Annotated in this window: 15 protein-coding genes and 1 riboswitch; of the genes, 12 read left to right on the top strand and 3 right to left on the bottom strand. The window is 43.2% G+C overall.

What is annotated here, in order from left to right; all coding sequences use genetic code 11:
* Positions 1–30: 30 nt before the first annotated feature.
* Positions 31–1,605 carry a phosphoglycerate dehydrogenase gene (gene serA / locus D1970_RS05230; RefSeq protein ID WP_119111839.1) on the bottom strand — a complete coding sequence of 525 codons (1,575 nt, stop codon included), beginning with the start codon at positions 1,603–1,605 and terminating at the stop codon, positions 31–33.
* Between the two features lie 274 nt (positions 1,606–1,879).
* Positions 1,880–2,010: riboswitch (FMN riboswitch) on the top strand.
* A 169-nt stretch (positions 2,011–2,179) separates the two neighbouring features.
* On the opposite strand from serA, the gene D1970_RS05225 reads away from it, so the two are divergent.
* On the top strand, positions 2,180–2,743 hold the full coding sequence (locus D1970_RS05225) for an ECF transporter S component (RefSeq protein WP_119111838.1): 564 nt from the start codon (positions 2,180–2,182) through the stop codon (positions 2,741–2,743).
* Between the two features lie 126 nt (positions 2,744–2,869).
* Here the strand turns inward: D1970_RS05225 and D1970_RS05220 are convergent, their stop codons facing one another.
* Positions 2,870–3,118: a ferredoxin gene (locus D1970_RS05220; protein ID WP_041965701.1), complete on the bottom strand. Its 249-nt coding sequence runs from the start codon at positions 3,116–3,118 to the stop codon at positions 2,870–2,872.
* A gap of 267 nt (positions 3,119–3,385) precedes the next feature.
* Between D1970_RS05220 and D1970_RS05215 the strand changes: the two genes are divergently transcribed.
* The 11 genes from D1970_RS05215 (at position 3,386) to D1970_RS05165 (ending at position 13,683) form a co-directional block, all read left to right on the top strand.
* Positions 3,386–4,441: a YpbB family protein gene (locus D1970_RS05215; protein ID WP_119111837.1), complete on the top strand. Its 1,056-nt coding sequence runs from the start codon at positions 3,386–3,388 to the stop codon at positions 4,439–4,441.
* Positions 4,441–5,937, top strand: coding sequence for a RecQ family ATP-dependent DNA helicase (locus D1970_RS05210; protein ID WP_119111836.1), 1,497 nt, complete (start codon positions 4,441–4,443; stop codon positions 5,935–5,937). The genes D1970_RS05215 and D1970_RS05210 overlap by 1 nt, the downstream gene beginning before the upstream one ends.
* Positions 5,934–6,536: a CPBP family intramembrane glutamic endopeptidase gene (locus tag D1970_RS05205; RefSeq protein ID WP_119111835.1), complete on the top strand. Its 603-nt coding sequence runs from the start codon at positions 5,934–5,936 to the stop codon at positions 6,534–6,536. Before D1970_RS05210 ends, D1970_RS05205 begins: the two co-directional genes overlap by 4 nt.
* On the top strand, positions 6,529–7,170 hold the full coding sequence (locus D1970_RS05200; RefSeq protein WP_119111834.1) for a LysM peptidoglycan-binding domain-containing protein: 642 nt from the start codon (positions 6,529–6,531) through the stop codon (positions 7,168–7,170). The genes D1970_RS05205 and D1970_RS05200 overlap by 8 nt, the downstream gene beginning before the upstream one ends.
* Before the next feature lie 85 nt (positions 7,171–7,255).
* Positions 7,256–7,714 carry a YpbF family protein gene (locus D1970_RS05195; RefSeq protein ID WP_119111833.1) on the top strand — a complete coding sequence of 153 codons (459 nt, stop codon included), beginning with the start codon at positions 7,256–7,258 and terminating at the stop codon, positions 7,712–7,714.
* Between the two features lie 103 nt (positions 7,715–7,817).
* Positions 7,818–8,453, top strand: a complete 636-nt coding sequence (locus D1970_RS05190; RefSeq protein WP_119111832.1) for a CBS domain-containing protein — start codon at positions 7,818–7,820, stop codon at positions 8,451–8,453.
* Between the two features lie 137 nt (positions 8,454–8,590).
* Positions 8,591–9,367, top strand: a complete 777-nt coding sequence (locus D1970_RS05185) for a metallophosphoesterase (RefSeq protein ID WP_246370257.1) — start codon at positions 8,591–8,593, stop codon at positions 9,365–9,367.
* A gap of 78 nt (positions 9,368–9,445) precedes the next feature.
* The gene (locus D1970_RS05180) at positions 9,446–10,348 is read left to right on the top strand and encodes a MerR family transcriptional regulator (RefSeq protein WP_119111831.1); all 903 of its coding nucleotides are present in this window, start codon (positions 9,446–9,448) and stop codon (positions 10,346–10,348) included.
* Between the two features lie 78 nt (positions 10,349–10,426).
* Positions 10,427–11,005, top strand: a complete 579-nt coding sequence (locus D1970_RS05175; RefSeq protein WP_119111830.1) for a genetic competence negative regulator — start codon at positions 10,427–10,429, stop codon at positions 11,003–11,005.
* 268 nt (positions 11,006–11,273) lie between these two features.
* Positions 11,274–12,551, top strand: coding sequence for a Glu/Leu/Phe/Val family dehydrogenase (locus D1970_RS05170; RefSeq protein ID WP_119111829.1), 1,278 nt, complete (start codon positions 11,274–11,276; stop codon positions 12,549–12,551).
* Between the two features lie 136 nt (positions 12,552–12,687).
* Positions 12,688–13,683, top strand: coding sequence for a YpdA family putative bacillithiol disulfide reductase (locus tag D1970_RS05165; RefSeq protein ID WP_119111828.1), 996 nt, complete (start codon positions 12,688–12,690; stop codon positions 13,681–13,683).
* 96 nt (positions 13,684–13,779) lie between these two features.
* Here the strand turns inward: D1970_RS05165 and D1970_RS05160 are convergent, their stop codons facing one another.
* Entirely contained in the window at positions 13,780–14,751 is a 972-nt protein-coding gene (locus tag D1970_RS05160; protein ID WP_119111827.1) for an asparaginase, read from the bottom strand.
* Positions 14,752–14,803: the final 52 nt, after the last annotated feature.

Below are 14,803 nucleotides of genomic sequence, written 5' to 3'. Positions count from 1 at the left end.
GCCCAGGCTCGTTTTTCCATGAAAACAGATTTACAAAAGGATGCGGTTAAGCGAAACAATATCACCAGTTTCGGAAAGCTTTGACATGATAGCATCCTCGATCGGCCGGTCAAACGTCAGGACCATGATAGCTTCACCGCCTACTTCCTTTCGGCCAACCTGCATGGTAGCAATATTGATTTTATTCTCCCCAAGGACATTGCCGACCCGCCCGATGACTCCCGGCCGGTCCATATGCTGGATATATAGCAGGTTGCCCTCTGGATGGAAGTCGATGTTAAATCCGTCGAGATTAACGATTCGCGGTCCATAATGCTCAATATAGGTACCGCGGGCAGTGAAAGCACGATTATCACCTTTCACTGTCACGGACATGGAATTTGCATAGCCTGAACTGTTGCCTGAAACTTTTTCACCAATGACAATCCCAAGATCCTTGGCGATATGGACAGCGTTTACTTCATTGACACTTGTATCGATCCTGTTCTTGAAAAATCCAGAAAGAAGGGCCTTTGTCAAATAGGAAATTTCCAGGCTTGCGACAGTTCCGGAATATGTAACGGAAATCTCGTTCACGCCCTCTTTCAGGCATTGCGACACAATGGAGCCCATTTGGACAGCAAGCTGATGGAATGGACGGATTTTTTCATAAATATCCCGGGACATGGCAGGCAGATTGATAGAGTTAGAAACTGGTTTATCCTCAAAATAGGTGCGTACGGCTTTGGCCACCTGCGTCGCTACGTTTAGCTGAGCTTCACGCGTTGAGGCCCCGAGGTGAGGTGTGGCGATAACCTTATCCAGCCGGAGCAAAGGATGGTCCCCTGGGGGTTCCGTCACAAACACATCAAGGGCGGCGCCAGCTACATGGCCATTTTCAATGAATTCAGCCAGTGCTTCTTCATCAATGATTCCGCCTCTCGCGCAGTTTAGCAGATATACTCCTTTTTTGGTTAGTTTCAAGGTTTCCCAGTTAAGCAGTCCTTTTGTTTCTTTTGTCAGCGGAGTATGGACTGTAATGATGTCAGAGCTCTTAAGCACGTCCTCAAAGCTGCTTGAGATAACCCCAAGATTCTCTGCCCTTTCTTTCGTGAGGAAAGGGTCAAATACCCTGACATTCATTTCGAACGCTTTTGCCCGCTTGGCAAGTTCAGAGCCAATCCGTCCCATACCAACGATTCCCAGCGTCTTTCCGTAAAGTTCACTGCCGATGAATTGATTTCGTTTCCATTCATAGTTTTTGACAGATGCATATGCATGCGGGATGTTCCTTAAAAGTGATGCCATCATAGCGAAAGTATGCTCTGCTGTGGAGATGGTATTTCCGTCAGGGGCGTTTACGACGATGATTCCCCTTTTTGTCGCTGCCTCGATATCAATATTATCGACACCGACACCAGCCCTGGCGACAATTTTTAATGAAGGCATTCTGTCGAGAAGTTCGTTTGTGACTTTGGTTGCGCTCCTAACTAATAGTGCATCGATTCTTTCGAGTGGTATTTCGCCTGAATCCGTCTGTCCTCGGTAAACCACTGCGTTTTCCATTTCAAGCAGTGGTAAAAGCCCCTCCTCTTTAATTGAATCTGCAGCTAATATGTGATACATAACCCAAGCCCCCTTGATAAATAAACAGCTATAATTTTCTGATTATTTTACAAGACGAATATTCATCTGTCAATGACGCTGAATGTTCAGTTTTTCGGCTGAAAGCGCTTAACCCTTTGGTGCTGTAACAGGCTAAATTTTCAAAATAATTTAATCGTAGGAGGCTGGTGTCAGTGAAGAAATGTAAGGGTTTTATGGAAAAATAATTTTTACAATGCGAGGTACTTCACAAACGTTCTTTTTTTCAGTATAATAATCTCGTAATTTAATATTGATCTATCTTCGGGGCAGGGTGCAATTCCCTACCGGCGGTGATGAGTTTTAAACTCTAAGCCCGCGAGCCGAAAGGCAGGATTTGGTGAGATTCCAAAGCCGACAGTACAGTCTGGATGGGAGAAGGTGGAGGTTCTGCAGCGTCCAAAAATTGCAGTTTTTTTGGATGTCTATTAAAGCATGCCTCAGCGACATTCTCCCTCAAGCCGTAAGCTTGAGGGTTTTTATTTTCGCTGGGTCGCGCTAATTTGCTGAACCTTTCTTCTTTGAGTCGATGGATTTCAAAAAAGGAGAGAGGAAAATGAAAAAATTAAATGTGAAGGCTTTTGTTTCAATTGGAATGCTGAGCAGCATATCATATGTACTGATGCTGCTGAACTTTCCGCTGCCGCCGTTTCCAAACTTTTTAATGATCGATTTTAGCGATATACCTGCATTGGTCGCTGCATTGATCTTTGGCCCGGCAGCAGGCATTCTCGTGGAATTGTTTAAGAATATCCTGGATTATTTTATGATTGGCAGCCCAACAGGGGTCCCGGTCGGTCATATAGCTAATTTTATTGCCGGAATTACGTTCATTCTGCCGGTTTACTATATTTATCAAAAAATTAAAACCAAAAAAGGCATGACACAAGCGCTTGTTGCCGGTACAGTCTCAATGGCTGTCCTGATGAGCATCCTGAACTATTTTGTCCTCCTTCCTGCTTATGCATTCTTTATGCATTTTGAGCTTCCGAAGGAAATTGCCGTTACAGCGATCCTTCCATTCAATATCGTAAAAGGGATATTGATCGCTTTGGTATTCATGGTGCTATTTACAAAAATGTCGCCATGGATCGGCAAGCAGCAAGTCAAAAACGCGTAAATCCCAAGACTTACATTAAAAACAGCGGCCTGCAACCGCTGTTTTTTCTATTATGTTGAAAAAAAGAACCACAAAAAAACCCCGCAAAGCATTACGGGGATTATGTACAGGCTTGCATGTAGTTTATTATTCGAACTTAGTTGCGTCACCATTGAATGGCTCATCAGCTACTTTAATTGAATCAGTTGGGCAGCCTTCGAATGCATCCATCATGTCATCGACAAGTACGTCTGGGATTTCAACGATCCCTTCATTCTCATCAAGCGTTACGAAAGCAATGCCTTCATCATCATAATCGTAAATGTCCGGTGCTGCTGCTCCGCAAGCTCCGCAGGCGATGCAAGTTTCTTTGTCAACAATTGTATACTTTGCCATGTAAAAAACCTCCTGAGTTCATACAGTTTTGTTTCGTTTTCGTTACGGAATTGTGAAAACCCCAACCCTAATATTCATTGTAAATCTGCGTGGCTAACTTTTCAATAAAAAAAGTATTGAGAATGCTTATCACAGAAGGAAGAGCTGCCCTTAAAATCAATAAATTAACGTATCCAACCATTGGTTTCATGATAAAATGAAGCTGAATCTTTTTTGTCTCATTTTACGCTGTTAGTTAAACATTCATGCAGGATAAAAGGTGGTTGTATGGAAATTACTTTTCTCGAAGCTATCTTTCTTAACTGTCTCCATAAATTAAATGGCGAGCGGACGATTTACTCTCTGTACCATTTGTTTCAGGGGAAAAAGTCTGCTCAAACGATACAAGATGCACATTTTTTTGGACTTACACCTTTTTTTTATGTGTTTCCGACCATTGAAAGGAAGGAAATAGCCAAGCTTGCTGAGCAGCTTGGTGCAGGCGGCCACATTTCCAGGCAGTCTGATGATACATGGCAACTGACCGAACAGGGAACAGCGACCCTGGCACACAGCTTGAAACAATACCCGCTGCCAAAATACTTGGATGGTTTGAAATATCATCACCTTACAGGTGTATTTTGGGAACGGCTGACTCTTCTTGTCCAAGTCTGCTCCAACCTAGTATACCATCATAAAGAATACATACCAGTCCAGAGCCGGCAGGAAACCTTGAACTGGGTAAAGACTTTTCTTGGAAAAAGAAAAGAAGGCAGAGCCGACATTGCGAAGAATCTCTATTCTGAACTCGTCTTTTGCTTTGAAAAAGAGGAAGGCATCGACCCGGCCCTTTTGGTCAGGAGGCTGACGGGATATAGCAGGATCGGACTCACATCCCTTCAGGCTGCAGATGAGGCTGGCCTTGATCACCACCACTATCAGCTGGAATTCCTGAATATCCTTCATTATCTTCTTGGAACAGTCGCTGAGAATAAATCCACACTCTCAATATTGGCGGCTGCTGCAAGCGATGGCAGGCAGGCATCTCCATTTACCTTATCTGCGGAAAAAACATTTTTACTGCTGGAAAAAGGCTATACTCCTGACCAAATTGCATCCATGCGCAATTTAAAAGGCAATACAATTGAAGACCATATTGTAGAAATAGCTTTAAATGTAAAAGAATTTTCTATTTCAGCCTATGTGTCTCCTGAGAAAGAAGCGAGAATTATGGAAGCGGCCGATAAAATCCCTGTAAGGAGATTGAAAGAAATCCGGGATCGCGTGGAAGATGCTAATTACTTCGAAATTAGGCTTGTTTTAGCGAGGATGGGTGGGCGCTAATGGAATTAGGTACCGCTTTAGAAAAATATTTTTCCTACAAAGACTTCAGGCCCGGACAGGCAGAAACAATTGAGTCGGTTCTCGGTGGTTCGCACACAATCAGCATGCTTCCCACCGGTACGGGAAAGTCGCTGTGCTTTCAGTTGCCAGGCTATTTGGCGGAGGGGGCAGTACTGATTGTTTCCCCTTTGCTTTCACTAATGCACGACCAGGTTGAACAGTTGAAAGCAAGAGGGGAAAAAAGGACCGTTGCGCTGAATTCTTTTTTGTCACCTTTACAAAAAAACCAAGTTCTCTCAAACTTGTCATTTTATAAATTTATTTTTATTTCACCTGAAATGCTTGGGACAGAAATAGTGATTTCAAAACTGAAAAACCTTAACATCAGTCTTTTTGTTGTTGACGAGGCACATTGTATTTCGCAGTGGGGCTATGACTTCCGGCCAGATTATTTAAAGCTTGGCGGCGTGCGAAAGTTGCTTGGGAATCCTCTGACACTTGCCCTGACAGCAACCGCCACTGAAGAGGTCAGAAAGGACATCGCAGCTCAGCTGGACCTCGAAACCTGGAAAGAGATCGTTTTTTCGGTAGACAGGCCGGGGATTTCGATTATGGTGGAAAAAATCTGCCGTGAGGACAAAGTCTCCCGTGCGCTTTCTTTGGCAGGCAGCCTAAAAGGGCCCGGAATTGTATATTTTTCAAGTAAAAGAAAAGCTGAAGAGCTTGCCGTCCTTCTCAGGCAGGATGGGGTGAACGCAATGGCCTATCATGGCGGGCTGGACCAGGAAAGCCGGATATTGATTCAGCAGCAGTTTATTAACGGGCAGCTTGATGTCATTTGTGCAACGAGTGCATTCGGGATGGGAATCAACAAGCAGGATGTAAGGTTTATTCTTCATTTTCACATGCCGCTTGATATTGAATCATATGTCCAGGAAATTGGAAGGGCAGGCAGGGATAATAAAGCCAGCATCGCCATAATGCTTTATGCCCTAGGCGATGAACATCTTAGTTATCAGCTCGCTGAAGCGGAACTGCCCGATAAGACCCAGATTGAGCGTCTCTTTTATTTAATGAAGCAGCATGCGATTGAAACCTCTGATATGCAAAAGCATGAGGAGTTGCTTGTCACCTCATGCGGTTTTTCTGAAATTCAATGGCGGTTTACATTGGATTTTATTATAAGGATTGCTGGAAATGCCGAAACATTGATCAAGGATCGACTTATTGGATATTCAGAAAGCAGGCTGCAAATCAAGAACCGAAAAATAAACAAGATGATAGACTGGATAAATCATCCTGGATGCAAAAGAGAGTTTCTGCTTCAATATTTCGGGGAACAAGCCGATGTAAATACTAAAGACTGCTGCAGCTTTTGCGGGATATCGGCAGATTTGTTTGCAAGGTCAGGCAACACCGAAAAAAAATCAGTCCAATATGACTGGAAGACAGAACTATCTTCAATTCTATTACAACAAACGGGCGGCACATTATGAAAAATAAATATTCTCAGCTTATAAAGGGACTAACAGATAAAGAATTGCTTTTCCATTTATACACAACGCAAGTCCTTTTGTTAATAGTATCTCTTCTTTTAGGTATCGTACTCTTTGACAGCCTGGGGCAATTTTTAGGGTTATTCAAGTGGGATGACCCAGCCATTCTCATGGTCGGCCTTGCAGCAGGAATAGCCGTAGTGCTTGCAGATCTTTTATTGATGAAAATTCTTCCGCCAGATCTGTATGATGACGGTGGACTGAATGAAAAGATTTTTCGCAATAGAACAGTACCGGAAGTGGCCTTCATCGCACTTTTTGTTGCGTTTGGTGAAGAGATCCTGTTTAGGGGTGTCATTCAGACGAGTTTTGGCCTGATTGTATCAAGCGTCATTTTTGCACTGGTCCACTACCGTTATTTGTTCAAATGGTTTTTATTCCTTAACATTATGGTGCTGAGTTTTTTCATCGGTTTTATTTACTTGAAAACTGAAAATTTGGCTGTCACAGTTACCATGCATTTTTTGATTGATTTTCTGCTTGGCATTTCCATATGCTTAAAGAAAACCGGCAAACAGGAAGGGATGTTCAATGAATAAGGAAGCCCCATACAGGGACCAGGCTGAAAGATTGCGCAAAAAGATCGACAGAACCAAAAAGCCCGAGACAGAGTCATTAAATGCTTTGCCTCCAAGAAACAGGCACCATGACCCAAAAAAGCATAAAGTCAAATTCAAACTGAAATATCCTGTTATACGGATGCTGGTGTTGTTCTTTATCCTCCTCATCGTGTCGATCATAAGTGCGAATACTTACCTCAGTGGGAAGGAGGGCAGACCGGATGATGTTCCTGCAAACTCAGGTGGGTTTGAGGATATCAGACTTGAAAACAAGGAAACCCCCAAAAATGCTGAAGACAGCAAGGAAGATGAAAGCCGGGATGGAATGGGAAGCAGCAATAGTGAGGACGCTGCAGATTCAACTGGCTATGCACCAGTTGAAACCGAAATGGCATCTTCCTTGACACAGGATCCTGCCGAAAACAAGGAAGATTCTTCAGGGCAGAAAAAAAACATCTATCATACCGTCAAGCCAAGTGAGACGCTTTTTCTTATTGCTATGCAATACTATCACTCAGAGCAGGGGATCGGGTACATCAGGGAAGCCAACAAGCTTCAGACGGATGAAATATATGCCGGACAGGTATTGGTCATTCCAGTGCAGGAAGAATAGACAGAACGTAGCCGAGAAGGCTGCGTTTATTTTGTTCATAGGAAGATTGTCAGGCTCATATATTTACAAGCAGAGGAGGGGTAGCGTGGAAACTTCCATTAATATGCTTGACGACAGGACAGACCATGCAACAAAAAAAATGCTTGCAAATGTAGTCGCCAAAAAAAGAAAATTTGACGGCTTGAAAGGCCGGCATCAATTGTCAATTATGGTTTTCCTGTTGGTTGCGACAATTTATTTCCTTTATATTTTTAACTCTGTAATTGAACCGCACGCATATTCCATGTATGAAATTTTCTCAGTTTATGTTGCTTCATCGATAAATTTATATGGCCTTGCCGCTACAGCGGGACTATTCGGGCTGATGAACCTTCTGAAAAATAAAAAAGAAAAAGCAGAAGCTGAGTTTCATGCATTGCGGTGTGAAATTATTGATAAAAGCAAAGACTTATGGAAAAAAGAAGATGAATGGAAAAATCGCCATCTAGTCTTCGAAATGATGAAAGATTTATATGATATTAACCTTTATCATGAAAATAAGTAACAATCCCTTCTTTTTTAGAAGAAAAATGATCGGGCATGCAGGAGAATTAAGTTTATTGTCGAAATATAAACATGTAAGGACATAATCGATAGAGGTGAATGGGATGTTTGTCAAAAGTATCATGATTCCTAAGTATAAATGCATGACCATCCAGAATAATGATTCACTGGAACAAGCTCTCGAAAAACTGGAAGAATTCAAAATAGATGCCCTTCCAGTCCTTGATGGTGACGTATATTCAGGCGTTGTCACAAGATACGGCATTTTAAAAGGCTTCTTCGATTCAGGAATGGAAAAAGATGAATACCTTGTTAATACAAAAGCAATCGATGTAGCTGTTAACGGTGACAAGTATTTAACCGGCACCGAGATATTTGAATCTACCTTGCTTGAATTGAAAGATTTCCCCCTTCTTGCTGTTGTCACTGAGGAGAAGAACTTTCTGGGAGTTGTAACAAGAGCGGATGTGCTTGAACAATTCGAAAGTGCTTTTGGACTGAGACAGAAAGGTGTCCGCATTGCATTTACATCTGTCGAGACGGAAGGAAGAATTGCCAGGCTCGCTGAAATAGCCCACCAGTTTCATGAACATATCATTTCACTCGTCACTTTCGATGAAACGGATAAGCTAGTCCGACGAATTGTGATGAAAATTGAGAAGAAAGACAATGTAGACCGATTCGTAGACAAACTGGAACAGTCGGGTTTCCGCATTCTTGATATCAACGAGGACAATTAAACTTCATCTCTCAGCCCCCAATGCTCGCATGTATGGGGGCTTTTGTTTTTCTCATGGAAAGATGCCGTGGTTATATTTTTGTTTCTTGTTGTTGCGTGGTATGATTTCTATAAATTTTATTTATTGGCAGGAGGAAAATGGGGATTTTTATGATGGTGACGATGGTGATGCTTATTGCAGCAGTTGCGCTAGCCTTTTACATGCTTCGCGAAGCATTTGCCGACAGAGTGATGACTGAGACGTTTGTATTTCCGGATTTCCCATCTAGTTTTGGGGATGTTACGATATTCTTTATTACAGACATACATCGGAGGAAAGTATCAGCTTCGATCATTGAACATGCAAAAGGCTTGGCTGACATTGTCCTGATTGGGGGGGACTTGGCTGAAAAAGGGGTGCATTTTAGCCGTGTGGAGGAAAACATCAAAAAGCTAAAGGAAATTGCACCTGTATATTTCGTTTGGGGAAATAATGATTATGAACTTGATCCCCATGAGATGGATGCTTTGCTGCTAAGCCTCGGTGTTAAGATTCTTGATAACACTGCAGTAAAGTTTGAATCAGCCGCAGGGGATGCATTTGCCCTTCTTGGGGTTGACGACCTTACTGCTGGAAGGTGCCAGCTTGAATATGCGCTCGAAGATGCAGGGAATGTCCCTTTCAGGATTCTTGCCTGCCACAACCCCGGGATCAGTTCTTCAATCGAAGAGGGGAGCGGCATCAGGCTGATTTTGTCCGGTCATACACATGGAGGCCAAATCAGGATCTTCAATTATGGGCCGTACGAAAAAGGCGGGCTGAAGGAAGCAGGCCCTGTAAGCTGTTTTGTTAGCAACGGATATGGAACGACGCTTATTCCTTTGCGGCTCGGAGCAAAGGCTGAAACACATTTAATCACATTGAAGCACGGGTAATGCCAAGCAGATTCAAAATTTACACGACCTACTCCGTTGTTTATAATCAATAGAGTACTTGGACACGGAGGTTTGAAGATGGGACAAGGCGAGGGAATCTATAATATCAAAGCGGTTTCCAAAATGCTTGGCATACAGCCCGGCACGCTCAGGGCATGGGAACGTCGCTATAAAATCATAGCCCCGCCAAGAAGTGAAGCAGGGCACCGGCTGTATACAGATGAACATATCAAAGTACTGAGGTGGCTGATTTCGAAGGTCAATCAGGGATTTACCATCAGCCAGGCAGCGGCTCTGCTCGAGAATCCAGATGATGAAACCGGAGATGAAAATGCTGCGGTTAAAGACAAAGCGGAAGAACTTGGAGACAGGATTTTTCGTGCGCTTATGTCTTTTAATGAAATGGAGGCCAATGAACTTCTCAATCAGGCATTCAGCCTTTTTACGATAGATAAAACAGTGATGGGAATTCTAGGCCCGCTTCTCGTCAGGGTTGGAGCCCAATGGGAAAAAGGGGAGATCACAACTGCACACGAGCACTTTGCTTCATCTTTCCTTAGGACAAGAATTGAAAACCTCTCATATTCTTTTTTACATCATTCGCTTCTCCCTAAAGCTGTGGCTGTTTGCGGCCCGGGGGAAAGACACCAGCTCGGCCTGTTGATTTTCACGCTGTTTTTAAGACGTAAAGGTTTCGAGGTTATATACCTTGGAGAAAGCCTTGCGGACCAGGATATAGAGGTTGTAATCGATACGGTAAAACCAAAGTTTCTTTTCCTTTCCTGTACGATGGAAAGCAACCTGTCTGCCGCCATTGATACAATTGCCGGCCTTACGCTCAAGTACGCCTCTCTCTCCATAGGCCTGGGGGGAGCAGCTGCTGACTCGCTGCCCGCCGAAAAGAAAAAGGCTATAAGCGGCCATATTGTCGGTTCGGGGAAAAGCGAATGGGAAGACTGGCTAAAGAAACAAATGGACTAAGGGATTAAAGCTCACCATCCAGCAATTATTTCATAAACTAAAAAACAAGAGCTTTGGTGATGGCAGGGGGCATATTAAATGCGCTTAGAACGATTGACATTTAACAAAATAAAAATTTTCCTTACCTCTGACGATCTCTCGGACAGAGGGCTGACAAAAGAAGATATATGGAAGGATTCATTAAAGTGGCAGCAACTCTTCCAGGATATGCTTGAAGAAGCAAGTGATGAATTCGGGTTGGACTTTGTTGGTTCGGTTGCTGTTGAAATTTTTTCTCTCCAGGCTCAGGGAATGGTTATGATTGTCACAATGGGGGAGCAAAATACCGAGGAAGATGAACTTGATGAAGGTATAATTGAAATGCAAGTGAAAATGGAAGGCTGTGAAGTCATTCTTTTCGAATTTGCCCATTTCGAGGATGTGCTCAGTTTGGCTTCAAGGCTTTTCCAAGCTGGCGTAACTGGCGGAACTTTATACAGCTTTGAAAATACGTATTATGTTGAGATGGACAGCGAACTGCCAGAACAGGGAAAAATTGTTGCTTTGATGGCGGAATATGGAGATCCATCCATTTTCAGTATCCATCGCCTTGCCGAATACGGGAAAGTGATCATTGAGGGAAGTGCAGTGGAAACACTTGTACAATATTTTCAATAAAAAAGCGGAGCCATCCGCTTTTTTTTATTATTATTCTAAAAAAATGTATAAACGGTTATAAGGATCAAGACGATATTGCCAGAAAGTTCCTTCAAGCCAGATATAAAGGTGTTTGCAAACAAAGATAGGGTCAAGTTTGAGAGCGTTTTCACAAAGTAATCGAAAAATGCGGAAAAGTATTATTTATCCTTGCATAAAAAAACCAAAGGTGTATACTATGTCATGAAAGCAGACAACAACCGCAAGTGATTTAGGAGGTTTATTAATAATGGTAGCCGCAAACGGTAATGAAAATCAGCACAATGAAGACCAACATGACGTCTTACGATCCACCCAAACAGTGATTCATAAGGCGCTGGAGAGACTTGGGTACCCTGAAGAGGTATACGAGCTTTTGAAAGAGCCTCTCAGAATGATGACAGTCAAAATACCTGTTAAAATGGATGACGGTTCTGTTAAAGTCTTTACTGGCTACCGGGCGCAGCATAATGATGCAGTTGGTCCGACAAAGGGAGGAATCAGGTTCCACCCAAATGTCACTGAAAGGGAAGTTAAAGCGCTCTCAATATGGATGAGTTTAAAATGTGGGATTGTTGACCTTCCATATGGTGGGGGTAAAGGTGGCATTATCTGTGATCCGCGTGATATGAGTTTCAGAGAATTAGAGCGTCTTAGCCGGGGCTATGTCCGTGCAATCAGCCAAATCGTCGGCCCGACGAAGGATATACCTGCACCGGATGTCTTTACAAACTCGCAAATTATGGCATGGATGATGGATGAGTACAGCCGGATTGACGAATTCAATTCGCCAGGTTTTATAACAGGTAAGCCGCTAGTGCTCGGCGGTTCTCACGGCAGGGAATCTGCTACAGCTAAAGGTGTAACCCTTTGTATACGAGAAGCAGCGAAGAAAAAAGGAATTGAAATTGAAGGTGCAAGAGTAGTGGTCCAGGGGTTTGGCAACGCAGGAAGCTATCTCTCGAAGTTCATGCATGATGCCGGGGCAAAAGTAGTCGGTATTTCAGATGCTTATGGCGCCCTTCATGATCCTAATGGTCTGGATATAGATTATCTCCTTGACCGCCGCGACAGCTTCGGTACTGTAACCAAGCTTTTCAATAATACATTGACCAACAAAGAACTTTTGGAATTAGACTGCGATATCCTAGTACCGGCAGCAATTGAAAACCAAATTACCGAAGAGAATGCACACAATATCCGTGCGGGCATTGTCGTCGAAGCGGCAAATGGCCCGACAACGCTTGAAGCAACGAGGATCCTGACAGACCGGGGAATCCTGTTGGTTCCTGACGTGCTTGCTTCAGCTGGTGGAGTAACTGTTTCCTACTTTGAGTGGGTTCAGAACAATCAGGGTTATTACTGGACTGAAGAAGAAGTAGAAGAAAAACTTGAAAAAGTAATGGTTAAGTCGTTCGAAAATATTTACGAAACTGCCCAGACAAGAAGGGTGGACATGCGCCTTGCGGCTTATATGGTCGGCGTTCGTAAAATGGCTGAGGCCAGCAGGTTCAGAGGCTGGATTTAATACCAGGGCCTATTTCGATCGTGTGATTCTTCCGCTTCAAATGCTCTTATGTTGAACCGGCAGAGAAAATCTCCTATCATACTATTGATAGGAGATTTTTTAATTAACAATGTATTTTCACCGGGGAGTGAAGCAAATGGAGTTAAATGAAGATGTCATTATTGTCGGCGCTGGACCCTGCGGACTTGCAGCGGCAATCGCATTAAAGAAAATCAATAAGAATCCGCTTGTCATCGAAAAAGGGAATATTGTCAACGCGATTTACCATTATCCAACCCACCAGACATTTTTCTCAAGCAGCGAAAAACTGTCGATCGGGGAAATTCCATTCATTACAGAGGATCATAAGCCAAGGAGAAACCAGGCCCTTGTTTACTATCGCGAGGTTGTAAAAAGAGAAGGAATCCGTATTCATGCTTATGAAAAAGTGACATCTATTAAAAAAGAGGACGGAGCTTTTAAAGTTGTTTCAGAAAAACAGGATTACCGGACACCATACGTAATCATTGCAACAGGATACTACGACAATCCAAACTATATGGAAATTCCCGGCGAAAATCTTCCGAAAGTTTTTCATTATTTCAAGGAAGCTCATCCCTTCTTTGATATGGACGCAGCTGTAATCGGAGGCAAGAATTCAAGTGTGGATGCGGCAATAGAGCTTGTGAAAGCCGGAGCGCGGGTAACGGTTCTGTATCGGGGAAGCGAGTATTCAGGCAGCATAAAACCGTGGATACTGCCTGAGTTTGAATCGCTAGTCAAAAATGGTTCAATCAGAATGGAGTTTGAAGCAGCGGTCACTGAAATCAGTGATAAGACTATCTCTTTCGAACAAAATGGAAAAAGGCATTCCGTCAAAAATGATGTTGTTTTCGCAATGACAGGATATCATCCAGACCACAGGTTTCTTGAGAAAATGGGTATTGCCCTGGACCCTGAAACAGGCAGGCCGGTGCATAACCCCGAGACAATGGAAACGAATGTGGAGGGAATCTTCATTGCAGGTGTCATTGCAGCCGGAAATAATGCCAATGAAATTTTTATTGAAAACGGCCGATTTCATGGAGGACAAATTGCTTCAACGATTGCTGGAAGAGAGAATTCGCACGAGGGGTATTGGGCAAATTTGTAAACAAACCATCCATAGAAAAATTCAAGGTTATAGAAAGATTACCGCATCCAGGCTTGTATGCTGGGTGAGGTAATCTTTAATATTTTTGAAGATAGTCTAAAGCCTGAACATCCGGTCTATTTCACTCATATCACTCGTTTGGGATAGGGCGATTAAAAGTTTAATCCTTGCTTTCTGGCCATTCAGCCCGTTTGAAAAAATCACGCCCATTTCTTTGAGTTGTTTTCCTCCGCCTTCGTATCCATACGTATCCTGGACAATCCCGTTGAAACAGCGGGAAACAATCACAACAGGAATATTTTCGCAAAGAAGAGCCTTCAGGCCGGGTATTGCTGCAGGAGGAAGATTACCTTGCCCAAGTGCCTCGATAACAATTCCGTTGACCTTCAGGCCCTTCACAGCCATTAGCAGGGACGAATCCATCCCGGCATGCGCTTTAATCAATACGGCCTTTTTCGAAACATCCACGATATCGTAGCCCTCTTGCCTTGCGGGCATATGGTGGAAGAAAATCCCTCTTTTTGTCACGATTCCAATCGGACCGTATTGGGGACTTTGGAAAGTAGATACATTGCTCGTATGTGTTTTCGTGACATTTTCTGCTGTATGGATTTCATCATTCAACACAACGAGCACACCTTTTCCCCTGGCTTCAACGCTTGAAGCCACCCTGATTGCCGACATAAGATTGTAAAGTCCATCCGAACCGATCTCATTGCTCGATCTCATTGCTCCCGTTACAACGATAGGGAAATCGGCCTGAACAGTAAGATCGAGGAAGTAGGCGGTTTCTTCCAAAGTATCTGTGCCATGGGTGATGACAGCTCCGTCAATCCCGCCTTTCCTTTCATAGTTGTCAATAAGCTGTTTTAATATCATCATTTCTTTCGGAGTGATGTGTGGTGATGGTAGATTGAAAGGTTCTTCAATAAAGAGGTTGGCAAGTCCGGAAAGGACCCCGGCTTTATCAGTCAGTGGATTCGTTGAACTTGGCGCTACTGCACCACTTGTATCTTCGCTCATTGAAATGGTACCGCCTGTATGGATGATAAGGATATTTTTTTTCATATTGGTTCCCTCCGTAATTGCACTTCGTGAATAAAATTCCATTTTCTTTCTA

Source organism: Mesobacillus zeae (assembly GCF_003570705.1).
Taxonomy (GTDB): domain Bacteria; phylum Bacillota; class Bacilli; order Bacillales; family Cytobacillaceae; genus Mesobacillus_C; species Mesobacillus_C zeae.
This window is presented reverse-complemented; position numbering and strand designations above follow the sequence as displayed.